Source organism: Alitiscatomonas aceti (assembly GCF_025567195.1).
GTDB lineage: Bacteria > Bacillota > Clostridia > Lachnospirales > Lachnospiraceae > Alitiscatomonas > Alitiscatomonas aceti.
Genome location: NZ_JAOQJF010000003.1, coordinates 1 through 23352, shown reverse-complemented (window position 1 = coordinate 23352; position 23352 = coordinate 1). Strand labels below are relative to the sequence as shown.

General features: G+C 51.6%; 24 protein-coding genes and 1 other RNA gene. 20 read left to right on the top strand and 5 right to left on the bottom strand.

The annotated features are described in order from the left end of the window. Positions 1-99 precede the first annotated feature (99 nt). Positions 100-471: a TnpV protein gene (locus OCV69_RS01860; protein WP_158357170.1), complete on the top strand. Its 372-nt coding sequence runs from the start codon at positions 100-102 to the stop codon at positions 469-471. A 51-nt stretch (positions 472-522) separates the two neighbouring features. On the opposite strand, the gene OCV69_RS01855 is transcribed toward OCV69_RS01860, so the two are convergent. From OCV69_RS01855 to OCV69_RS01845, 3 genes are read right to left on the bottom strand one after another with little or no spacing between them, the layout of a single operon-like run. Beyond that, positions 523-1551, bottom strand: a complete 1029-nt coding sequence (locus OCV69_RS01855; protein ID WP_158357168.1) for a virulence RhuM family protein — start codon at positions 1549-1551, stop codon at positions 523-525. 17 nt (positions 1552-1568) lie between these two features. After that, a complete protein-coding gene (locus tag OCV69_RS01850) occupies positions 1569-2480 on the bottom strand; it encodes a hypothetical protein (protein ID WP_158357166.1) in 912 nt (303 codons plus the stop codon). Positions 2481-2484: 4 nt separating this feature from the next. Continuing rightward, a complete protein-coding gene (locus OCV69_RS01845; protein WP_158357163.1) occupies positions 2485-2763 on the bottom strand; it encodes a DUF6429 family protein in 279 nt (92 codons plus the stop codon). 194 nt (positions 2764-2957) lie between these two features. On the opposite strand from OCV69_RS01845, the gene OCV69_RS01840 reads away from it, so the two are divergent. The 3 genes from OCV69_RS01840 to spoVAE all read left to right on the top strand — a co-directional run bounded on the left by OCV69_RS01840 (position 2958) and on the right by spoVAE (position 5379). Beyond that, complete coding sequence (locus tag OCV69_RS01840) at positions 2958-3764, top strand: Fic family protein (protein ID WP_262562929.1); 807 nt, start codon at positions 2958-2960, stop codon at positions 3762-3764. 192 nt (positions 3765-3956) lie between these two features. After that, positions 3957-4994 (top strand): stage V sporulation protein AD, encoded by a 1038-nt coding sequence (locus OCV69_RS01835; RefSeq protein WP_022273756.1) that lies wholly within the window; start codon positions 3957-3959, stop codon positions 4992-4994. 28 nt (positions 4995-5022) lie between these two features. Next, positions 5023-5379 carry a stage V sporulation protein AE gene (spoVAE, locus tag OCV69_RS01830; RefSeq protein ID WP_022273757.1) on the top strand — a complete coding sequence of 119 codons (357 nt, stop codon included), beginning with the start codon at positions 5023-5025 and terminating at the stop codon, positions 5377-5379. A gap of 11 nt (positions 5380-5390) precedes the next feature. Here spoVAE and OCV69_RS01825 read toward each other — a convergent pair whose 3' ends face one another. Further along, positions 5391-5855, bottom strand: a complete 465-nt coding sequence (locus tag OCV69_RS01825) for a methylglyoxal synthase (protein WP_158357159.1) — start codon at positions 5853-5855, stop codon at positions 5391-5393. 538 nt (positions 5856-6393) lie between these two features. On the opposite strand from OCV69_RS01825, the gene pheS reads away from it, so the two are divergent. The 10 genes from pheS (at position 6394) to OCV69_RS01775 (ending at position 18153) form a co-directional block, all read left to right on the top strand. Then, positions 6394-7413 carry a phenylalanine--tRNA ligase subunit alpha gene (gene pheS, locus OCV69_RS01820; protein ID WP_022273758.1) on the top strand — a complete coding sequence of 340 codons (1020 nt, stop codon included), beginning with the start codon at positions 6394-6396 and terminating at the stop codon, positions 7411-7413. Positions 7414-7780: 367 nt separating this feature from the next. Beyond that, positions 7781-10201, top strand: a complete 2421-nt coding sequence (pheT, locus tag OCV69_RS01815; protein WP_158357158.1) for a phenylalanine--tRNA ligase subunit beta — start codon at positions 7781-7783, stop codon at positions 10199-10201. A gap of 59 nt (positions 10202-10260) precedes the next feature. Continuing rightward, positions 10261-11544, top strand: coding sequence for a phosphopyruvate hydratase (gene eno, locus OCV69_RS01810; protein ID WP_158357156.1), 1284 nt, complete (start codon positions 10261-10263; stop codon positions 11542-11544). 61 nt (positions 11545-11605) lie between these two features. Beyond that, positions 11606-11839, top strand: a complete 234-nt coding sequence (secG, locus tag OCV69_RS01805; protein ID WP_022273761.1) for a preprotein translocase subunit SecG — start codon at positions 11606-11608, stop codon at positions 11837-11839. Between the two features lie 103 nt (positions 11840-11942). Then, positions 11943-14105, top strand: coding sequence for a ribonuclease R (rnr, locus tag OCV69_RS01800; protein ID WP_158357154.1), 2163 nt, complete (start codon positions 11943-11945; stop codon positions 14103-14105). Between the two features lie 83 nt (positions 14106-14188). Further along, positions 14189-14656 (top strand): SsrA-binding protein SmpB, encoded by a 468-nt coding sequence (gene smpB / locus OCV69_RS01795; protein ID WP_022273764.1) that lies wholly within the window; start codon positions 14189-14191, stop codon positions 14654-14656. 22 nt (positions 14657-14678) lie between these two features. Further along, positions 14679-16208: a Y-family DNA polymerase gene (locus OCV69_RS01790; RefSeq protein ID WP_158357152.1), complete on the top strand. Its 1530-nt coding sequence runs from the start codon at positions 14679-14681 to the stop codon at positions 16206-16208. Continuing rightward, positions 16205-16642: a hypothetical protein gene (locus tag OCV69_RS01785; RefSeq protein WP_158357147.1), complete on the top strand. Its 438-nt coding sequence runs from the start codon at positions 16205-16207 to the stop codon at positions 16640-16642. The genes OCV69_RS01790 and OCV69_RS01785 overlap by 4 nt, the downstream gene beginning before the upstream one ends. Before the next feature lie 52 nt (positions 16643-16694). Then, positions 16695-17038: a transfer-messenger RNA gene (ssrA, locus tag OCV69_RS01780) on the top strand. 77 nt (positions 17039-17115) lie between these two features. Then, positions 17116-18153 carry a hypothetical protein gene (locus OCV69_RS01775; protein WP_158357145.1) on the top strand — a complete coding sequence of 346 codons (1038 nt, stop codon included), beginning with the start codon at positions 17116-17118 and terminating at the stop codon, positions 18151-18153. 38 nt (positions 18154-18191) lie between these two features. Here OCV69_RS01775 and OCV69_RS01770 read toward each other — a convergent pair whose 3' ends face one another. Continuing rightward, positions 18192-18389, bottom strand: coding sequence for a hypothetical protein (locus tag OCV69_RS01770; protein WP_022272776.1), 198 nt, complete (start codon positions 18387-18389; stop codon positions 18192-18194). Between the two features lie 180 nt (positions 18390-18569). On the opposite strand from OCV69_RS01770, the gene OCV69_RS01765 reads away from it, so the two are divergent. From OCV69_RS01765 to OCV69_RS01740, 6 genes are all read left to right on the top strand, one after another. Continuing rightward, a complete protein-coding gene (locus OCV69_RS01765; protein ID WP_158357143.1) occupies positions 18570-19937 on the top strand; it encodes an MATE family efflux transporter in 1368 nt (455 codons plus the stop codon). 70 nt (positions 19938-20007) lie between these two features. Then, complete coding sequence (locus OCV69_RS01760; protein WP_158357141.1) at positions 20008-20577, top strand: hypothetical protein; 570 nt, start codon at positions 20008-20010, stop codon at positions 20575-20577. Positions 20578-20582: 5 nt separating this feature from the next. Next, positions 20583-21176, top strand: coding sequence for a YcxB family protein (locus tag OCV69_RS01755; RefSeq protein ID WP_158357139.1), 594 nt, complete (start codon positions 20583-20585; stop codon positions 21174-21176). Positions 21177-21193: 17 nt separating this feature from the next. Next, positions 21194-21667, top strand: a complete 474-nt coding sequence (locus OCV69_RS01750; protein ID WP_022272780.1) for a hypothetical protein — start codon at positions 21194-21196, stop codon at positions 21665-21667. A gap of 61 nt (positions 21668-21728) precedes the next feature. Then, positions 21729-22043, top strand: a complete 315-nt coding sequence (locus OCV69_RS01745; RefSeq protein WP_158357137.1) for a DUF1540 domain-containing protein — start codon at positions 21729-21731, stop codon at positions 22041-22043. A gap of 771 nt (positions 22044-22814) precedes the next feature. After that, positions 22815-23294, top strand: coding sequence for a hypothetical protein (locus tag OCV69_RS01740; protein ID WP_158357135.1), 480 nt, complete (start codon positions 22815-22817; stop codon positions 23292-23294). The last annotated feature ends 58 nt before the right edge of the window (positions 23295-23352 follow it).

The window sequence follows — 23352 nt, the reverse complement described above, 5'->3', positions numbered from 1 at the left end:
ACTGCGGCTCATTTGTGGTGAATTGAAAAGCAGTTGTAAGAAAGGAGTCAAAAAAAGCCTTATAACCGATGGAAATCAACGCAAAAGGAGCTGAACTTTATGAAATCTATCTTTGAAGAAATGGGCGGAACATACCGTCAAGTGGGCGATTATTTCATTCCCAACATTACTTTGCCGGATGACGGCGAATATCAGATCGGCAAATACGGGCGTATGCGCCACAGCAATCTAAAAGAACATCGTCAAATTCTCTACAACAATTATGTGCTGGAGGGCGCATTGTTCAAGCACTTAGCCGAAATTGACCAAGCTTGCAACGAGCGCATGGAAATTATTGTTTTCGCTATGTCGGAGCAGGAGGGCGTAACCGAAACACTCAAAGCGGCTGACCAAATGGAATGGGTGCGCCGTATGAACAGTATCCGTAACCGTGCGGAGGAAATTATTTTAACCGAACTTGTATATGCTTAAACGAAATCCCGTTATCGGCTATGATATGGCTGATAATGGGATTTTCTGTCGTTAGTCGTTTTTTTCTTCTGTGCTGGCAACAAGACGGTCAAAATCACTTTGATACAGACGATCTTGAATGACACGGTACTGCTCAAATTCACTTTCTGCAAAGGTTTTTGCGATTGCGGCTGTGACTTTACCCTTGTTTTGTAAGACTTCCGCATCGTTGAATTGCAGGAATGCATCCAGTTTGGAAGCCCAATCTGCCATCGTCATGGGAATATGCCGCCGTGCCTGTCTTGTAGCGTAGTCCAAATACATCGTAACGATCTCGTTAAGCTCCTGTATTTCACCCTTGGATAAGTAATTCTTTGCAATCGACACATCTGCTTTTACGATTTTTCCATCAGGAGCGTTGCGCCATGAGGTTAATCCCATATGTTCTTTTGTGTGGTCTGCTCTTGCTACAATGACTTCCGCTGCGGTATTTCCATGAACGGCATAGTGCATCTTATTCTGTACTGTCGCAAAGAAATCTTTCGTGATTTGGCTATCAAAGGAATAATCGACGGCAGTAGCATAGATGTCTGTAATCTTTTGATAGAAACGGCGCTCACTGGCTCGAATCTCTTGTATCTCAGAAATTAAGTGTTCAAAATAATCCTCATCGAAAATTTGACCGTTAATCAATCTGCTCTTATCTAAAACATACCCTTGTTTCGCAAAGGTATCCAGCACTTTTGTTGCCCATTGCCTGAATTGTGTTGCCCTGCCGGAGTTGACACGGTAGCCAACGGCAATTATGGCAGATAGCGAATAAAACTTATATTGATAGGTTTTTCCGTTATCCGCAACTTGTGCAAAATTTGCACAAGTTGATTCCTCGGACAATTCGCCGCTTTCATAGATGTTTTTCAAATGTTTTGTGACAACGCTTCTGTCTACATCGAAAAGCTGTCCAATCGCTTTTTGTGTCAGCCATACATCGTGATCCTGAACACGAACTTCAATACCATCCTCGTGGGCATCCTTTGTAAATACAAGAAAATCCACCGTGCTGTTTCGGATCTGCAATTTTGTATTCTTATTTTCAGCCATTATGTATCACCATCCAATCATTCCTTATCGGAGCTGTTTTTTCTCGCTCTGCTTTTGTAAACATTATGCTTATTCTTGCACTGAGGGCTGCAAAACACAGCACTTGGTCTGCTTGCGACAAAGGCTTTGGTACAATGCCTGCAAAGCTTAATCGGGTTTTCGCTGTCGGTCAGCATAAAGCTGAACATCATCTGAACTCCAAGCATGAGAGAGTGAAAATCCCAAATAATCGTCGGCTTATCCAAAAGAGCTATATGATAGGTTGGAGCGATGCCGCCAAAAGCTGCCATGCTCTGCTGCATCATCTGCCGGGTTTCATCGTTCAGTGTATCATAATCCTCATAATAAAGGAAACTGTTGATATAGGTAAACGCCCAGTCAATGAACTGCTGTTTCATCCATTCATATCGCTCCGCATATTCCCGCTGAAAGCTCATGTTGACAGCCATTGGCTTGTCTGTCATGGTCAAAGCCAATGCCATCATAACACGGTCATTCTGAATGTTCCACATGGACTCGATCCCACGCTTGATCACATCCAGTTTGTCAAATGGAAAGAACAGTGCCAGATATTTTTCAGTGGACATAGTTTCTTCTTTGATGAAGTGATTTTTCGGCAGGTACACCGCCTCATATTCCATAAAGTTTGGTGTGGTAGGTAGCGCAGTCATCAGTCCAAACAAGCCGTATTTCACCGCAAATTGCTGGATAGCCTTCTGAATTTCGGTATCCGGCTTTTTGCTCATACCCATGCGTCCTATGTTGATGGCATCCAATACAATTTTCTGATACTCTGCCAGCGGATCATAAATACTCGGTTGTGCCGTCTTGGTGGGCGTGAGATACAGAGTTCCGTCCTCTGTCGCCCTCCATTCATATTCACTATACCGCACCCAGTTAGAACTGGTGCGTTCAAAAAGGTTCTTCATTTTCTCACCCCTGTTTCCAATCACTGATACCATATTTGGATAAAAGCTCTTTTGCCTGTTCCATACCGCTTTCCGTAATATATACCGATTTGGAATGGGACGGATGATTTCCCTGCCGAATATAGTCTGCATCGTCCAATTCGTTCAGTATATCAAAATCGTAGCCTTTCCACGCATAAAAATCGGTTGCTTCGTGAAACTTCTCTCCCTGTGTAAAGCGGGAGAGGTATAACAGCATCAGTGTTAATTCCTTCATTGCTTCTTCTGCTTTTATATTTCCCATATCAGTCTATTCCTCACTTCATATTGTAACCTAAATAATTCAATTTTATATTATTCATTATACGATTTCTTTTGCCCTAAATCAATCTCCATTCCAGATTCTTCTAAAAAATCCTTCTCCAATAAGGTCATTCTATTACTTCTTTATCGCACATCAGCAAAATTGACGGGGTTATCCGCAAAGGCAAGTTATATTTGATACCAGCAGAAACCGAAAAGCCATTGGACAAACGAAAACTGCCTAACAAAAGAAAACGTGGCAGATTTGCAGATATACTGACTGAAATCGATGTTAAAAAAGTGAAACTTGATGCCATGCCTCCGCTCACTGCAGGCGAAACGCAGCGTTTGCGAGAGGAATTTATGGTTGACTTCACCTATAATTCAAATGCTATCGAAGGAAACACACTTACTTTGAAAGAAACAGCTATGGTGCTTGAAGGAATGACCATAGACCGTAAACTTTTGAAAGATCATCTTGAAGCCGTTGGTCACCGTGACGCATTCCTTTATATCGAAGATATTGCGCAAAATAAGACAAGATTACGGGACACGGAAATTAAAGCAATCCATTCACTGGTATTAATAAACAGGCCGGAAGATAAGGGTATCTATCGCCGCATTCCTGTTACCATTGCAGGTGCATATACTGAACCGGTGCAGCCATATCTCATTGAGACCAAATTGGCAGAGTTACTCGCCGCAAACGAAGAACGAAAAAAGACAATGCATCCAATCGAACGCATTGCTTGTTTTCATCTTGAATTTGAGGGGATACACCCATTTATTGATGGCAATGGAAGAACTGGGCGTTTGATCTTAAATCTTGAACTGATCCGTAGCGGTTATCCTGCGATCAATGTTAAGTTTACTGACCGTAAACGCTATTATGATGCTTTTGATGCATTTTATCGTGACGGAAAGGTCGATGATATGGTATTGCTTGTTGCGGATTATGTAAATGAACGGCTTGACCGATATTTAGAAATTGTGAAACAGTAAAAATTTATTAAAACAAAATGAGTATGTATCCTGCCTTTTGGGCGGATAAAAAGGAACGGGTGGAAGCAAGGAATATCATTGACGATCTGGCATGAGCGGCCCGGCCAGATCTCCCGTTCCTCCGGGACATATTTTCCATGAAAGCCGGGAATACTGGAAGATAAAGAATCGAAATGGAAAGGCGATGGAAATATGGGAACGAGTAAAAGAGGAAAGGCCAGCCTGTTATTTGAAGATCCTCCGCTGATCCTTTCTGCCGCTTCGGTGGTGGGAAAGAAGGAAGGGGAGGGGCCCCTGGGAAAATATTTTGACCGGATCGAGATGGATTCCATGCTGGGAAAACGGACCTGGGAGGAGGCGGAAAGCGAGCTCCAGACCAGGACCGCACGGCTGGCCATTGAAAAGAGCGGGCTGGATAAGGAGGAGATCCGGTATTATTTTGGAGGCGATCTCCTGGCCCAGCTGATCGCCACCTCCTTCGGGAGCATGGACCTGGAATTCCCCATGTTCGGGCTCTACGGGGCCTGTTCCACCATGGGGGAGGGCCTTCAGCTGGGCTCCATGACCGTGGCCGGAGATTTTGCCGACCGGGTGCTGGTAACGGCCTCCAGCCATTTTGCATCGGCGGAAAAGCAGTTCCGCTTCCCCCTGGAGTATGGGAACCAGAGGCCGCTTTCTGCCACATGGACCGTCACCGGCTGCGGGGCCGTGGTCCTGGGAAAAGGCGGAGGAGGGAGCCCGCTGGCCCGGGTGGCCGGGATCACCACAGGAAAGATCGTGGACATGGATTTTAAGGATTCCATGAACATGGGGGCAGCCATGGCCATGGCCGCACTGGATACCATTGTCACCAATTTCAAAGACCTGGGAGTGGACGAGAGATATTATGACCGGATCATCACCGGGGATCTGGGAACTGTGGGCCGCAGACTGCTGCTGGATTATCTCTTAAAGGCAGGCCATGACATCGAAAGCCGGTACATGGACTGCGGCATTGAGATCTTTGACGGCAGCACCCAGGATACCCACGCAGGAGGAAGCGGCTGCGGCTGCTCGGCTGCGGTGCTCTGCGGCTATATCCTTCCCCGGATCCAGCAGGGAGAGTGGAAGCGGGTCCTTTTTATGCCCACAGGAGCCCTGCTTTCCACGGTCAGCTTCAATGAAGGAAAAAGCGTCCCAGGCATCGCCCATGGGGTGGTCCTGGAACGCATGGATGAAGGAAGAAAGTAAATAAAATGGAAAGAAAGGCGGATGTGCAATGGAATATATACGGGCATTTCTGGTGGGAGGACTGATCTGTGCGGCGGTGCAGCTTCTGCTGGACCGGACAAAGCTGATGCCGGGCAGGATCATGGTGTCCCTGGTGGTCACAGGAGCGGTCCTGGGGTTTCTGGGGATCTATGAGCCCTTTGCCCAGTGGGCCGGGGCCGGAGCCACGGTTCCCTTAACAGGCTTTGGGAACACGCTCTGGAAGGGGATCGCCAGGGCCATGGGTGAGGATGGGATCCTGGGGATCTTCAAAGGCGGCTTTACGGCCAGTGCCGTGGGAATCTCCGGAGCCCTGGTATTTGGGTATCTGGGCTCCCTGGTATTTAAGCCGAAGATGAAGGGATAAAATGGACGGCTTTACAGCCGTCCGGCCCGGTCCTTGATATTTTGCTGGAAATTGATGACCGTATGTTCATACTCAGAATTCATGAACGGAGATGTGATAAGGAAATCTGCGGTGGCCTTATTGTTGGCAATGGGGATATCATAGACCTGGGCGATCCGGAGAAGGGCCTTGACATCCGGGTCATGGGGCTGGGCCGTCAGCGGGTCGGAGAAAAAGACCACAAAGTCCACCCCGCCTTCCACGATCTTTGCGCCGATCTGCTGGTCGCCGCCCAGGGGGCCGCTGTTATAGCCCTTGACCGGAAGCCCGGTGGCATCGGTGACCATCCTGGCGGTGGTGCCGGTGCCGCAGAGAAAGTGGTGCTTTAAGATCTCCTTGTGGGCATCGCACCAGCCAATGAGCTCGCGTTTTTTGCTGTCATGGGCAATAAGGGCGATTTTTTTCTGCTTTCCAATGGTAAGTGTCAGATAATCCATAATTGATTCCTCCTTTTGGTTAATAATGCCATAAAAAACAGAAGGTGTCAATGAATTGTTAAGGCACGAACGGTTTCATTTTACAGAAGGAAACAGCGGGGAAGGGGTTGACTTTTCCGGAAGATGCGGCTAATATATAAAACAGCAGTTAAATTTTTAAAAGGCATGGAAGGTGTACAGGGCGCCTGTTTTCCGACAGAGAGGGGATGTCATCGGCTGGAAGCATCCCAGGTTCAGACAGGAAGGCCTAATTTCCCACCGGAGCTGCATGGCTGAAACGGATATGATCTGCAAGTAGGCTGTGACGTGGTTCACGCGTTAGGTGAAGAGGAAAGTGTCTGCCAGAGGCAGGAATTAGGGTGGTACCGCGGAATTTTCGTCCCTGATACGTTTAAAGGAAACGTATCGGGGATTTTTTATTTGATAAGAGATTTCTATCAAGTAAAAAAGCACTTCGTGCTGAATCGCGCTGCACCGTGCAGAAGACAGTCTTTTGAAAATTTCCTAAAAGTATTGAAAAACTGGAATGGAGGAACATATGAAAGAACAGTTAGAGAAGATCAAATCAGAAGCGCTGGCAAAGATCGACGCTTCAGACGCTCTGGAAAAGTTAAATGAGATCCGGGTGGCATATCTGGGAAAAAAGGGTGAGCTGACCACCGTGTTAAAGAGCATGAAGGATGTGGCCCCGGAGGAAAGACCCAAGGTGGGCCAGATGGTCAACGAGGTACGCGCCCTCATCGAGGAGCGGCTGGAGGAAACGAAGACCGCACTGGCAAGAAAAGCCAGAGAGGAACAGATGAAGCGGGAAGTGATCGATGTGACCCTTCCGGCAAAGAAGGCCAATACAGGCCACAAGCATCCCAACACCATTGCCCTGGAGGAAGTGGAGCGGATCTTCGTGGGCATGGGCTACGAGGTGGTAGAAGGACCGGAGGTAGAATACGATCTGTATAATTTTGAAAAACTGAATATCCCCAAAGGGCATCCGGCCAGGGATGAGCAGGATACCTTCTATATTAATGACAGTATCCTTTTAAGAAGCCAGACCTCTCCGGTACAGGCCAGGGTCATGGAAAAACAGAAGCCGCCGATCCGTATGATCGCTCCGGGACGTGTATTCCGCTCCGATGAAGTGGATGCCACCCATTCCCCCTCCTTCCACCAGATCGAGGGCCTGGTGATCGACAAGCACATTACCTTTGCAGACCTTAAGGGAACTCTGGCAGAGTTTGCCAGAGAGCTGTTCGGAGAAGATACCAAGGTAAAATTCCGTCCCCATCATTTCCCGTTCACAGAGCCCAGCGCCGAGGTGGACGTAAGCTGCTTCAAATGCGGCGGCAAGGGCTGCCGGTTCTGTAAGGGCTCCGGCTGGATCGAGATCTTAGGCTGCGGTATGGTACACCCCCATGTCCTGGAAATGTGCGGCATCGATCCGGAGGAATACACAGGCTTCGCCTTCGGCGTAGGCTTAGAGCGCATCGCCCTGTTAAAATACGAGATCGACGACATGCGCCTCCTCTACGAAAACGACATAAGATTCCTGAAACAATTTTGATTCCGACAAGCCGTGCGGTTCCAGAATCCCGATCCCGGAAGCGGAATGCCTGCATTCCAGCGGCCGGGAGAGTGATTCCGGAACCATGGGGCGCCCGCCCCAAACGAGGATCGCACCGCGATCCGAGTAAGCACGGTGACCTGGCGGGGAGCACAATCCCGGAAGCGGAATGCCTGCATTCCAGCGGCCGGGAGAGTGATTCCGGAACTATGGGGCGCCCGCCCCAAACGAGGATCGCACCGCGATCCGAGTAAGCACGGTGACCTGGCGGGAAGCCCCCCTTCCCGATCCCGGAAGCATCCTCACATACCCCTCATGGGCACCATAAATCATCGATTACACAACCACAGATAGGAGAAAACAGACTATGAATACATCCTTATCCTGGATAAAAGCATATGTTCCAGACCTGGACGTGACCGCCCAGGAATACACCGACGCCATGACCCTGACCGGAACAAAGGTAGAAGGCTTCGAGCGTCTTGACAAAAATCTTGAAAAGATCGTAGTAGGCGAGATCCTTTCCATCGACCGCCATCCCGACGCAGACAAGCTGGTGATCTGCCAGGTGAACGTGGGAGATGAGACCCTCCAGATCGTCACCGGCGCTCCCAACGTCCATGTGGGCGACAAGGCCCCGGTGGTCTTAGACGGAGGAAAAGTCGCCGGCGGCCACGACGGCGGCCCCCTTCCCGAGGACGGAATCACCATCAAGGCCGGAAAGCTGCGCGGCGTGGATTCCTACGGCATGATGTGCTCCATCGAGGAGCTGGGCTCTGACCGGAACATGTATCCGGACGCACCGGAAAGCGGCCTCTACATTCTTCCGGCAGACGCGGTTCCCGGAGAGGACGCAGTTGCCCTGTTAGGCCTCCGCGACACCGTGTTCGAGTACGAGATCACCTCCAACCGTGTGGACTGTTACAGCGTCCTGGGCATTGCCAGAGAGGCGGCAGCTACATTTGGAAAGGAATTCAAGGCTCCGGTGATCACAAAGACCGGAAACAGCGAGGATATCAACGATTACTTAAAGGTAACGGTAGAAAATACAGACCTCTGCAAACGCTACTGCGCCAGAATGGTGAAGAACATCCATCTGGCTCCGTCTCCCAAGTGGCTCCAGCACCGCCTGGCAGCCTCCGGCATCCGCCCCATCAACAACATCGTGGACATCACAAACTACATTATGGAAGAGTACGGACAGCCCATGCACGCCTTCGACTATGACCTGCTGGCCGGTCATGAGATCGTTGTGAAATGCGCCAAGGACGGCGACGTGTTCCAGACCCTGGACGGCCAGGAGAGAAAGCTGGACCATACGGTGCTCATGATCAACGATGCAGAGAAGGAAGTGGGGATCGCCGGTATCATGGGAGGCGAAAATTCCAAGATCACCGATGACGTGAAGACCATGGTATTCGAGTGCGCCACCTTTGACGGCACCAATATCCGCCTTTCCGCAAAAAAGGTGGGCTTAAGGACCGACGCCTCCGGAAAGTATGAAAAAGGACTGGATCCCAACACCGCCGAGGAGGCCGTAAACCGCGCCTGCCAGCTGATCGAAGAGCTGGGAGCCGGAGAGGTAGTAGGCGGTATGATCGACGTTTATCCGGTAAAGGCAGAGAAATCCAGGGTGAAATTCCAGCCTGAAAAGATCAACGCTCTTTTAGGCACTGACATTGCTCCGGAGACCATGCTCCAGTATATGGAAAAGATCGAACTGCGGTACGATAAAGAGACCGGTGAGATCGTGGCTCCCACCTGGAGACAGGATATCCACTGCATGGCAGATCTGGCAGAGGAGGTGGCCAGATTCTATGGCTACGATAAGATCGGAACCACCCTCCCCACCGGCGAGGCCACCACAGGAAAGCTTTCCTACAAGCTGCGTGTGGAGCAGATCGCCAGAAATGTGGCTGAGTTCTGCGGCTTCTCCGAGGGCATGACCTACTCCTTCGAGAGCCCGAAGGTATTCGATAAATTAAACATTCCGGCAGAGGATGCCGCAAGACAGACCGTAGTGATCTCCAACCCCCTGGGCGAGGACTTCAGTGTCATGAGGACCCTTCCTCTCCACGGTATGTTAAACTCCTTATCCACCAACTACAACCGGAGAAATAAAAACGTTCGTCTGTACGAGCTGGCCAACGTATATCTTCCCAAGAGCCTGCCCTTAACAGAGCTTCCCGACGAGCGGATGCAGTTTACCCTGGGCATGTACGGAGACGGCGATTTCTTCACCATGAAGGGCGTGGTGGAAGAGTTCTTTGATAAGGCCGGAATGCATGGACGCGTATCCTACGATCCGGAAGCAGGGAAGGCCTTCCTCCATCCAGGCAGACAGGCCGCCATCCTTTATGAGGGCGACATGGTCGGATACCTGGGAGAGGTACATCCGGATGTGCTGGATAATTATAAGATCGGAGAAAAGGCATACGTGGCAGTTTTAGATATGCCTGCTGTAACGCCCCATACCTCCTTTGACCGCAAGTACACCGGCATTGCCAAGTATCCGGCAGTGAGCCGTGATCTGAGCATGGTGGTTCCCAAGAACATCCTGGTGGGCCAGATCGAGGAGATGATCGTCCAGAGAGGCGGAAAGATCCTGGAGAGCTACAACCTGTTTGATATTTACGAGGGCTCCCAGATCCTGGAGGGCTATAAGTCCGTCGCTTATTCCATCACCTTCCGGGCCAAGGACCACACCCTGGAGGAAAAGGAGATCAATGGCGCCATGAATAAGATCTTAAACGGATTAAAGTCCATGGGCATCGAGCTCCGCGCATAAGACAGGATAAAAATGGCTATCCTTACAGTAACCAAACGCTGTAAGGAGGCCATTTTTTTATGGATATGGATTATGAGATCGTAAAGGTAAGAGGAAGGGAGATCCTGGATTCCCGGGGAAATCCCACCGTGGAGGCAGAGGTGGAGCTGGAATGCGGGGCTGTGGGAAGGGCGTCCGTGCCCTCCGGCGCGTCCACTGGAAGCCATGAGGCCAGGGAGCTCCGGGACGGCGGAGACAGGTATCTGGGGAAGGGCGTGAAAAGGGCTGTGGAACATGTGAACCACGGGCTGGCGGAAGCGGTGCTTTTTGAAAATGTCCTGGACCAGAGCCGCATCGACCGGCTCCTTAAGGAGGCCGACGGCAGTGAAAACAAGGAGCGCCTGGGCGCCAACGCCATTCTGGCTGTATCCCTTGCGTCGGCCAGGGCGGCGGCCAGCGCCTTAAAGCTCCCGCTGTACCGGTATCTGGGAGGAATCAGCGGACGGACCCTTCCAGTCCCCATGATGAATATTTTAAACGGGGGGAGACATGCGGACAACACCGTGGACCTGCAGGAGTTTATGATCATGCCCACGGGAGCGTCCGGATTTTCTGAAGGGCTCCGGATGGGGACAGAAGTGTACCATACTTTAAAGCGTCTCTTAAAGGAAGGCGGGTACTCTACGGCAGTGGGAGACGAGGGAGGCTTCGCCCCGGATCTTAAGGATTCCAGAGAGGCTCTGGATTTTCTGGTGCGGGCGGTCCGGGAAGCCGGATATGAACCGGGGACAGACGTGAAGATCGCCATCGATGCGGCAGCCAGCGAGCTTTATAATGAAGAAACGGGTCGCTATGATTTTCCCGGGGAAAGCTCCATGACCGGGATCCCGGTTTCCAGGTCCGCGGAGGAGATGGTGGAATATTTCCGGAGCCTGTCCGACGGCTTTCCCATATGCTCCATCGAAGACGGTCTCCACGAGGAGGATTGGGAGGGATGGCAGCTCCTTACCAGGACCCTGGGGCACCGGATCCAGCTTGTGGGAGACGATCTGTTTGTCACCAATGAAGCGCGGCTCTTAAAGGGGATCCGGTCCGGAGCCGGAAACGCCATCCTGGTAAAGGTAAACCAGATCGGGACCTTAAGCGAGAGCCTGGCGGCCATTGAGACGGCAAAAAAGGCCGGCTTCGGGACTGTGATCTCCCACAGGTCCGGGGAAACAGAGGACAGCTTCATCGCGGATCTGGCGGTGGCTGTCAACGCGGGACAGATCAAGACCGGCGCGCCCTGCCGCTCTGAACGGACGGCGAAATACAACCAGCTTCTGAGGATCGAAGGGGAACTGGAGGGAAATTTCCAGAAATAACGGTTGTTTTTTAGGGCATCCTATGATATGATAGACATGCTTGTAAACAGGAGGTGTAAGTGTGCTGAGAATCATTCTGACAATCGTATTTGTTTTATTATGCATTGCAATGACTGTGATCGTACTGATGCAGGAAGGAAAGTCCGCAGGACTTGGCGCCATCAGCGGTGCAGCGGAGACATACTGGGGCAAAAATAAAGGCCGTTCCATGGAAGGAAAGCTGGAAAAATTTACAAAGCTCGCGGCGGTCCTGATCTTTGTCCTGGCTCTTGTATTAAACTTAAAGGTATTTTAAGACGATGAACACTCTTGCAGATGAAATGCAGGAGTGTTTTTTGGCTTATAGGAAACCTGTAAAGCAGGATTCCATTTGAAAATAAAGATGAAAAAGGAGATTCATGGAAGAAAATCTTTTAAAAGAAAGAAAAGAAACGCTCATGGCCTTAATGAACGACAAGGCCTACGTCCCCATGAAGCTGAAGGAGCTGGCGATCCTTCTGGGTGTTCCAAGGGAGGACCGGGGAGAGCTGGAGGCGGTGCTGAAGGCGCTCATGGCCGATGGGAAGATCGCTGTTTCTAAAAAAGGAAAATACGCCCGGGCAGAGATCTTTGCAGAGACAGGCGTTTTCACAGCCCATTATAAGGGCTTTGGCTTTGTATCCGTGGAGGGACGGGAGTCCGATCTGTTCATCGCCCCGGATAACACCGGAGACGCCATGGACGGAGATACGGTCCAGGTGACAGTGGAGGAAGCAGGAAACGGCCGCCGGGCGGAGGGGACCGTCATAAAGGTATTGAAGCGGGCCAACGAAACGGTGGTCGGCATGTATGAAAAGAGCAAAAAGAATCATTTTGGCTTTGTGATCCCGGATAATCCCAGGATCACCATGGATATCTTCGTTCCGGAAGGAATGGACATGGGTGCTGTCTCCGGCCATAAGGTCATGGTAAAGCTCACCTCCTACGGTGGGAAGAGGAAAAATCCGGAGGGGCGGGTGGTGGAGATCCTGGGCCATGTAAACGATCCCGGCGTGGATATTCTGTCCATTGTCCGCGCCTATGGCCTGCCGGAGTCCTATCCGGAGGAGGTCATGGAGGAAGCAGCCCGTGTCCCGGAGGAGCTTTCGGCGGAAACCGTAAAAGAGGAGCTTAAAAAGGGCCGGAAGGATCTCCGGTCTGTGCCCATGGTCACCATCGATGGAGAGGACGCCAAGGATCTGGACGATGCGGTCAGCATTTCAAAGGAATGTGAGGACGGCCGGACGATCTACCATCTGGGAGTGCATATTGCGGATGTGGCCCATTATGTGACAGAAAAAAGCGCTCTGGATACAGAGGCATACCGGCGGGGCACCAGCGTGTATCTGGTGGACCGGGTGATCCCCATGCTGCCTCACCGGCTTTCCAACGGCATCTGCTCCTTAAACGCCGGCTGCGACCGGCTGGCCTTAAGCTGTCTGATGGATATGGACGAAAAAGGGAATATCACCGGCCATGAGATCTGTGAGACGGTGGTGCGGATCGACCGGCGGATGACGTATACGGCGGTGAATGCTGTGCTCACAGGCGGGAATACAGATGAGAGCCTTGAAACAGAGGGCTTTGGCTCCATGTTCCGTCTGCTGGATGAGGCGGCCGGGATCCTGCGTAAAAAGCGTATGGAACGGGGAGCTGTGGACTTTGACTTTGCGGAATGCAAGATCCTACTGGATGAAAAGGGACGGCCGGAGGCTCTGGTCCCCAGGGAGCGGAACGCGGCTACCATGCTCATTGAGGATCTTATGCTGGCGGCCAACGAGACGGTGGCAGAGGATTACTACTGGCAGCAGATCCCGTTCCTGTACAGGACCCACGAAAAGCCCGATGAGGAAAAGATCCGCCGGTTTGCGATCCTGATCAACAACTTCGGTTACTCCCTTCATATCGGAAACGGGGAGGTCCATCCCAAGGAGATCCAGAAGCTGCTCTCCCGGGCAGCGGGAACGCCGGAGGAGGCCATGCTCTCCAGGCTTGCCCTGCGGTCTATGAAGCAGGCAAAATATACCACGGACTGCGTGGGCCATTTCGGTCTGGCAGCCCGGTACTACACACATTTTACATCCCCCATCCGCAGGTATCCAGATCTGCAGATCCACCGGATCATCAAGGAGAACCTTCATGGCAGGCTGGGAGAAAAACGGCTGTCCCACTATGGAAAGCTGCTGCCGGAGGCCGCAGTCTGGACCTCCTCCAGAGAACGGCTGGCCGAGGAGGCAGAACGGGAAACGGAGAAGGCGAAAAAGGTCCAGTACATGGAGCGGCGCATCGGGGAGGTCTTTGACGGGGTCATCTCCGGGATCAGCAATTATGGATTTTATGTGGAGCTTCCTGATACGGTGGAGGGCATGGTCCATGTAAGCGAACTGGACGGCGATTATTATGTGTTCGATGAAGCGCATTATGAGCTGGTGGGAGAGCGCACCAGAAAACGGTTTAAGCTGGGACAGCCCATCCGCGTCCAGGTGGTGGCTGTGGACCGGTATTTAAAGACCATCGACTTCCTTCCGGTGCGGGAGTTTTAGGGCTTTGGGAGCGAAAATGCAGATTCCGGAGCCAGGGGCTTCCGTCCGGGCGTAAAAATCAGACAGAAACGAGGAAAACATCTATGGGGAAGAATAGTATCAAGCTGATCGCCAACAATAAAAAGGCGTATTTCGACTATTTCATCGACGATAAATTTGAATGCGGCATTTCCCTGGCAGGAACAGAGGTGAAGTCCCTCCGCATGGGCAAATGCAGCGTCAAGGAGTCCTTCGTGCGGATCGTCAACGACGAAGTGATGATCTATGGCATGCACATCAGTCCTTATGAAAAGGGAAATATTTTTAATAAGGATCCCCTTCGGGAGAGAAAGCTTCTGATGCACCGGTATGAGATCAATAAATTAAAGGGAAAGATCCAGGAAAAGGGTTATACCCTGGTGCCACTCCAGGTCTATTTTAAGGGAAGCCTGGTGAAGGTGGAGATCGGCCTGGCCCGGGGTAAAAAGCTTTATGATAAGCGGGCGGATATTGCCAAAAAGGATCAGAGACGGGAGCTGGAAAAGGATTTTAAGGTAAAGAACCTGTACTAACAGACCGGAAGGAGGGAAGTCCATGGATGGCCGCCATACCTATATTGCCATTGATCTCAAGTCCTTTTATGCCTCAGTGGAATGTATGGAGCGGGGGCTGGATCCTCTCCGGACGTGCCTCACGGTGGCAGACGGGACCCGTACAGAAAAGACCATCTGCCTGGCAGTGTCTCCGGCCTTAAAGTCCTTCGGGATCCCGGGGCGGCCCAGGCTCTTTGAGGTGAACCAGAAGGTGAGGGAGGTCAACGCCGCCAGAAAGAGGAACGCGCCGGGAGGCAGGCTTTCGGGGGAGTCCTATGACGCAGAGGAGCTTAAAAAGGATCCGTCTCTGGCGGTGTCCTTTCTTACGGCCCCGCCCAGGATGGCCCTGTATATAGAAAAGAGCACAAAGATCTATGACATTTATCTGCGGTATGTGGCTCCAGAGGATATCCACGTATACTCCATTGACGAGGTATTCATGGATGTGACCCAGTATCTTCCTATATATAAGATGACGCCTCATGAGCTGGCTATGAAGATGATCCGGGAGGTCCTTAAGGAAACAGGGATCACGGCCACGGCCGGGATCGCAGAAAATCTGTATCTCTGTAAGGCGGCCATGGACATTGTGGCAAAGCGGGTGCCGCCGGACCAGGACGGGGTGCGGATCGCAGAGCTGGACGAAATGAGCTACCGCCGGCTTTTATGGGACCACAGGCCGCTGACTGATTTCTGGCGGGTGGGCCGGGGATATGCGAAAAAGCTGGAGGCGGCCGGACTGTTCACCATGGGAGACATCGCCAGATGCTCTCTGGGAAAGCCTGGGGAGTTTTACTGTGAGGACCTGCTGTACCGGATGTTCGGCATCAACGCGGAGCTCCTCATCGACCATGCCTGGGGCTGGGAGCCATGTACCATTGCGGACATCAAGGCCTACCGCCCGGAGGAAAAGAGCGTGGGAGCCGGTCAGGTGCTCCAGTATGCCTACGATTTCCAGAAGACGCGGAACGTGGTCCGGGAGATGGCTGACGCTCTGGCCCTGGAACTGGTGGAAAAACGTCTGGTCACAGACCAGGTGGTGCTGACCGTGGGCTATGACCGGGAAAATCTGACAGATCCCGGACGGCGGAAGGCATACCGCGGGGAGATCACCGTGGACCGGTATGGCCGCCAGATCCCCAAAGCCGCCCATGGAACGGAGCATCTGCGCCGCCCCACGTCCTCCTCGGACCAGATCGTGGAGGCATTTACGAGACTGTTTGACCGGATCATGGACCCGTCCCTTCTGACCCGCCGGATGTATCTGTCCGCCATCCATGTAAAAGATGAGAGGGAGGCTGGGAAGGAGGAGGCATATTGCCAGCTGAGCCTGTTTGACGATTTCGGCCTGGAGGAAGAGACATCCCGGGAAGAAACAGAAAAGCGGGAACGGGAGAGACGGATGCAGGAGGCCATGCTGACGATCCGGCAGAAATTCGGAAAGAACGCCATTGTTAAAGGCATGAATTTACAGGAGGGGGCCACGGGCATGGACCGGAACCGGCAGATTGGAGGTCACAGGGCAGAATGAAAAAATATGAGGACATTATTTCTCTTCCCCATCATGTGTCAGACCATCATCCCCGGATGTCCATTCATGACCGGGCGGCCCAGTTTTCTCCCTTTGCGGCCCTGACGGGCTATGGAGATGCGGTGGAGGAAACGGCGCGGCTGACATCCCAGAAGAAAATCCTGGACGAAACGGAGCGGGAGGCCCTGGACCGGCAGCTGGCTTCTCTGGCGGGACTCCTGGAGGAGAGCCGGAAGGCAGACGGAAGACGTGGGCGCGTTCCCGGGGTCCGGATCACATATTTTCTTCCGGACCAGAAAAAGAGCGGGGGAGCTTATCTAAAACAGTGCGGAGCCGTCACAGACCTGGACTGGCTGCGGGGGGAGATCGTTATGGAGGATGGAACGAGGATCCCGGCGGAGGATGTGGTGGAGCTGGAGCTGTCCCGGACTTGACTTTTTTCCTGTAAGATGGTATGATGATCATGCTCCATAAGAGCGCCAGTAAGGGCTTGTACTGGTTTCGACGGGGGCTATGAAGCTGGTGAAGCTATCCGCATGCGATGCGTTAAATGGCAAACCTAAATACAAACGCTAACGACGAATTAGCATACGCAGCCTAATTTAGGCGGCTGTCGGCCCCGGCGGACCTGCACTCCGGGTAACCGGCATCATTAATTGCAGGAAACGACACGTGCAAAGCTTTGAGCACGCGGGCGTAGGATGAAGCTACTGAACGTACCAGGATGTCTGTTTCCGGGTACGGGAGGGAATGTCAAAGAACAGACTATGATAGTAGAAGAACAGGGGATTGGTTTTCGGACAGGGGTTCGATTCCCCTCAGGTCCACGAAAAAGACGGGTTTAACCTTATGGGTTTAAATCCGTTTTTTGTTTCATGAAGTAAGCTTAGGGAAAAGGAGGCGGAAAATGAACAAACAGAGACTTTTTATTGCGGTATGTATGACAGCGGCAGTCATGGGCGGCTGCGGTGCGAAGGAGGCAGATGCGGCAGCGGCCGCGGGGACGGAGCAGACGGCTGCCGGCATAGAAAACGGATCCGAAGCTTCTGATGCAAAGGATGAAAATCTGGAGACTGCTGGGAGCGGGGCGGGTACGCTTATGACAGATGGATCCGGGATCCGGACAGAAAAAACAGGCACAGGGGATCCGGAAGGCATGACTTTGTATGCAGAGCTTTCGTTTTACCTGGGGGATGTGGAGTGGCGCCTGCAGAAATTCGCCCAGTCCGATCTTGTGGACCATGGAGAGCTGCTCCTGGACGACAGATGCCGCTTCCTCATAAGAGCTGTATCCGGGGATGGTGCTTATGTATTTTTTGATGAGGCTGTGCAGTTGGGGGAACCGGAGGCGGATGTTTGGACGGACCCGGAGGACCGGCTCCATGTGGTGATCCGCGACGCCCGGACGGCCAGATACAGGATCACAGACCACATCTACGATAAAGATACAGAAGTATTTAATGGAAGAGTACTGATCGGCGAAGATGGGATCAATTACTGGGGAACAGCCGCAGGAAATGGAGGAGGGCTTTCTTTGGAGACCGAAGGCCAGGAGGAGATGGAGACCCTCTGCGGCTATATCCAGAAGATCGAAAACGGAGCGGTCTGGATCGACCAGGTGGAATACGTGGAAGAGAGCGATATGGAAAGGATCAGAGAACTGGGGCTTACAGAGGCAGATATGGCCGGCGGCTTCTATATCTATAACCCGGAGGAGGAATCCGTTCCGCTGACACTGGCTGACGATGCGGTCTATACGTTCATTGACTGGGGGAGGGATTTTATCCCTTCCGATTCTTCACAGGACCTGACGGTCTCTACTACGACGCTGGCTCTTTTTGAGGCATATCTGGAAACCTACGAGGATGGAAAGCCAGGAATGCCGTTTTTTATGGAGATCGATGGGGATAGGGTGATCCGTATTTTTGAAAAGCCTATGGCATAAAAAAGAGACCTCCGGGACTGCTCCCGAAGGTCTTTTTATCATGCATGGATCGCCGCAAGCTTTTCAGCTGTCTGGCTGGAAATCTCTCCATCCTTTTGTTCTTCTCTTTCTCTGACCATCTGCCAGATCAGATCATGCATCCACTGGACCGTTTCTTCCAGCTTCTTGTTTTCATCCCGAAGACGGCGGACCTCATTTTCTAGATTGCTGATGAGCTGGTCTTTTTCATCGATCATAACGCTGTTCCTCCCCCGATATTTTAAATGGAGTATATCATTTTGTTTAGGTTCTGTCCAGTGAAAGGGGGAGGATTGACAAAGCCGTCACAAACTGGGGAAAAACTGTGATTGCTTCATACGGAAATTTGAGCTATAATGGGGAAATAAGTCGGACGGACGACGGAATCGAGGTTTACTATGGCATCGGCGCAGAATGATTTTTCAAAGGGAAGCGTGGTGGGGAATATTATGGGAATGGCCATTCCCATGACTGCTGCGCAGCTTATCAATCTCCTATACAATGTGGTGGACCGGATCTATATCGGCTATATCCCGGAGCATGCCACCCTGTCGCTGACCGGTCTTGGCGTCTGCCTTCCGGTCATTACTGCGGTCATGGCGTTTGCCAATCTGTTCGGTATGGGAGGAGCGCCCCTCTGCTCCATTGAACGGGGGCGGGGGAACCAGAAGGAGGCGGAGGCCATCATGGGAAATGCGTTTACCCTCATGGTGATCTGCGGGATCCTGCTGACTATCCTGGGGATCGTATTCCGGCGGCCGCTGCTTTATCTTTTCGGGGCCAGTGATTCCACCTATCCCTATGCGGAATCCTACATGACCATTTACCTGCTGGGCAGTGTGTTTGTGATGATGGGGCTGGGTATGAACGCCTTTATCAATTCCCAGGGTTTTGGGCGGATCGGGATGCAGACAGTGCTCCTGGGGGCTGTGGCCAACATCATCCTGGACCCTGTGTTCATTTTCGGTTTTCGCATGGATGTCCGGGGAGCAGCCCTGGCCACTATCATTTCCCAGTTTTTATCGGCGGCGTGGGTGCTGAGGTTCCTGTTCAGCGACAGGAGCATCCTGCGGCTGAAACGGGAGACCATGGTGCTGAAAAAAGCCCGGGTGCTGAAGATCGTTTCCATGGGCATGTCCAGCTTTGCCGCAGGCTTTACCAACAGTGTGGTGGCGGTGGCCTGCAACGCAACGCTCCAGACCTGGGGCGGGGATCTGTATGTGGGAGTTATGACGGTGATCCATTCCGTGAGGGAGATCGCAGAAAACCTGGTGAAGGGCCTTACGGGCGGCTCCCAGCCGGTGCTGGGCTATAACTTCGGAGCCGGACAGTACGACCGGGTGAAAAAGGCCATCCGTTTTTTATCAGTTTCCACCATTGCCTTTACCACCTTCTGCTGGATCCTGATCTCGATCTTCCCGGAGACGTTTATCCACATCTTCAACCGGGATGAAACCCTGGTACAGGCGGCTATTCCGGCAGTACGGGTCTACTTTTTCGGCTTTTTTATGATGTCTCTTCAGTATTCGGGACAGGCCTGCTTCATTGGCCTGGGAAAGGCCAAACAGGCCACCTTTTTTTCCATATTTCGGAAGGTCATCATCGTTTTGCCGCTGACGCTTTTATTCCCAAGGCTGGGAGGCCTGGGGGCCATGGGGGTATTTCTGGCAGAGCCGGTCTCCAACTTTATCGGCGGAGCGGCCTGCTATGGGACCATGCTGCGTACTGTGTGGCCGGAGCTCAATAAGAAAAAAGAAAGCGCGTGACTGGATCCGCAGAGGATCTGATCAGAAAATGATCGGAAAAATAAAATATATCCGGGAGGGGAAATCTCAAATGGAACTTAACAGGGAAGAAGACGCCAGGTTTCTGGTGCATCACCAGGTGACGGAAAAAAAGCTTCTGCATCTGGAAAAGGGAGTCAGGAAGCTGGGCTTCCAATCGGGAGGAAACAGGATCCTGGCTGGGCTTTTGATGGCTTCGGTCATGGGACTGGCCATAGGCCTTGTTTTTGACGGTATGGTGGCACGGACGTTTTCGGCCATTGCCGTAGTGCTGTTTCTGATCTTTGCTGCAGGTGTGTATTCCATCTTTAAGGCATGGTTTGACGCAAAGAAGACCATCCATCTTCAATATGAGGCAGGAAAAAAAGATATGAATTATGACTGGGAGTATCGGTTTTTTGACGATTGCTATGAGGTCATTGGAAAGAACGAGGCGTCCAGGGTCTGTTATTCCAACCTGGGCCGGATCCTGGAATTTACAGGAATGCTGGTCTTGGTAGAAAAGGGCAATGTGGTCCGGTATTTTATGGAAGAGGATGTGGAAAAGGGGACTGCAGAGGAGCTTAGGGAGTTCTTAGAAAGGAAAAGCGGGACAAAGACTGAGTTTGTCTCCGTGAGGTGATGGATATGGAACCGTTATTTGCTGTGCGGATGACGCATGATGAAGATATGTATTATAACCAGGTACTGGCCTCGAAACAATCAGCGCCGGCAGAAAAGCCTGGAAAAAAGAATTTTCTTTCCAGGGTGGATCTTTCTGATGTGATCTTCGGGCTTCTGGCGTTTTTTGTTTTTTACATGACCTTTCCGGCGGAAGAGCTGGCGCAGCGGATCGTCCAGTCAGCTCTTATGGCAGGCGTGTTTGTCCTCGTCCTTGGCCAGCTGAACGGAAACAGGAGGAGGGAAAAACAGAGGATCGCTCCGGATGCCGATGAAAGGAACCAGGCGGAGATGATCATGGAAAGCTCCGGTCTGGCGGGAGAGCCGTGTACGGTATCCTTTTACGAGGATTCATTCCAGCTGGAAAATCCTGGGATCACCACCAGCTACCGGTACAAGGGCGTATCGTGGATCAAGGAGACAGAGCAGTATTATATGATCTTCTGGACCCGTTCTACGGTGATCCCGGTGGAAAAGGCTGGCTTTTACAGGGGCACTCCCAGCCAGTTCAAAGCCTTTCTGGAGAAAAAATGCCAGAAGACCATTATGAAAGCCAGATAAGAAAATAGGAGAAAATCATGGGAATTAAGATAAAAAAGGATACAATGCCGCGCCTGGAGGACCTTCCGGTGCTGAAGATCCGGTACACAATGGCGATCCCGCTGATCGGTATTGTGGACATCCTCACAATGGGGAGCTTTTACGCCAATCCGGTCACGGACGGACATATAATGCTGAAGATCTTTTATGTGATCAACGCCCTGATCGGAGGGACCTTTGCTTACTGGGGGCTCAGATGGAAGACCACGGTGGACGGGAAAAAGATCCGTGTCCGCCCGGCCTTCAGTGCCGCAAAGGAGCTGCCGTTTACGGAAATCAAAAAAGCGGTGCTTCATAAGAAAAAGAAAAATGGTTCGCTGATGTATTACACGCTGATAGACAGCAAAGGCCAGGAGATCGTGAAGCTTTATCCCACCATGAAGGACAGCGCCATGCTCCTGGAGCGGCTGAAACGGCTGAAGGTGCGGATCGAAGAGGTAAACGACCGGTAGAGGAATGGACGCCGGAAATCTGCGTATACTACCTTTGAATACGGAAAAGGAGGTATATGCGATGACGAGACTGGAATGTACCGTGTCAAGCTGCGTCCATAACTCGGAAAAGTGCTGCTGTAAACAGGGGATCCTGGTGGAGGGAGTCAATGCTAGGGAAAGCTGTGATACCTGCTGCGGAAGCTTTGAGGAAAACCGCGGAGGCCTGTTCAAAAACCTGTTTAAGACGCCGGAAACCAGGCTGCAGGTGGACTGCGACGTTCTGAACTGCCTGTATAACGACGATCATCAGTGCCGTGCAGAGAGGATCTCGATCCTGGGAGACGGAGCCAGGGCTGTTGGGCAGACGGAGTGCGGCAGCTTCAGAGAACGGTAGGAAGAGAAAAGGGAGACGGGGATTCTGCAGGCGGCCGGGGACAAGAGCCCCGCGCCGCTTTGGCAGAGTCCTTTTTTTGAAAAAGTATTTAAACAAGGTTCATTGATTTTTTATTGACAGGATGCTGCATTATTTTTGAAACCAGACTTTTCAAGTGAGAAGGTCTGGTTTTTTTATTTCATTGACTCACTTTGCAGGCCAGGAGGCGGACAACTCCATTGATGTTTACATTAGAGACGAGCATATGGACGTATTGGAAGACAGTGGGAAAAGACCCTTACAGAGAAGCCTCCGGTATTCACAAAAGAAACGGGTATGACCAAGACGCTTACAGGAAGCTGACTGTTTCATCACGAAAGAATGATCAGACGTGAAGGGATCAAAAGCTGGGGCTTAGGATGAAAACGCGGCATAAAATAGATTATGTACAACATTAGGCCTTTCTCCCTCTAATAACTTTGATTATATCATTTAAAAATGGCTATATCAATATGAAATACTGACATTTATATACAAAAATTTTATGATATGGCCGTTTTACTTCCTATAATCTATTTTATAGGAACTCCAGCCTTTTGTGCCTGTAAAAAGTCCAGAACCGTAGCTGGTCAGGACATCAATGATAGGGGGGTGAGAATATGGACCGCGTTATGCAAAGGGCCGGCCCTATGATGCGGGGATCGTAATGGAGGACGGAGCAGGACCTCCGGCAGACGGTATCTGGGCTCCTGAAGGCAGAAAAGAAAATAGAAAAGGGTGAGGAGGAGAGAAATGAAAAGCGATATAAAGCGATTAGTGAAAAGAAGCACTGCTGGTTTTCTGGCGGTTTGGATGGTTTTTGGAAACAGCATATCGGCGTTTTCTAATGTTGAAGCCGGTTCTGGAAGAGCAAGACAGAAGAAGGAAGAAACCGTGTCCACAGCTTTGGAAATGGAAAAAAAGAAAACGCCAAAAATGATGACCTCTTCCAACGCGAAGAAGAAAAATGTTCTATCCGCAGAGGTGGGCAGCATGGAGATCCAGATCCGGGAGAAGACCGCTGGCGCTCTGGAACAGGCGGAAGCTCTGGAGGTATATGACCTGGGGCAGGACGCCGCTGTGGAGGCGGCTCTTTTGGAGAAGCTTGAAGAAGGCGAGGAGCTGGCCGGCTATGTGGCCCTTGATATTAGTCTCTTTGACGGCGAGGGCGCGGAGATCGAGCCGGATGGCAATGTCAATGTGGAGGTCAGCGGCATCACGACATACGCATGAATTGTTTTCCTTCCTCTTTTTCAGAATATCTTGTTTTTAAAAATTTAATACCTGTTCC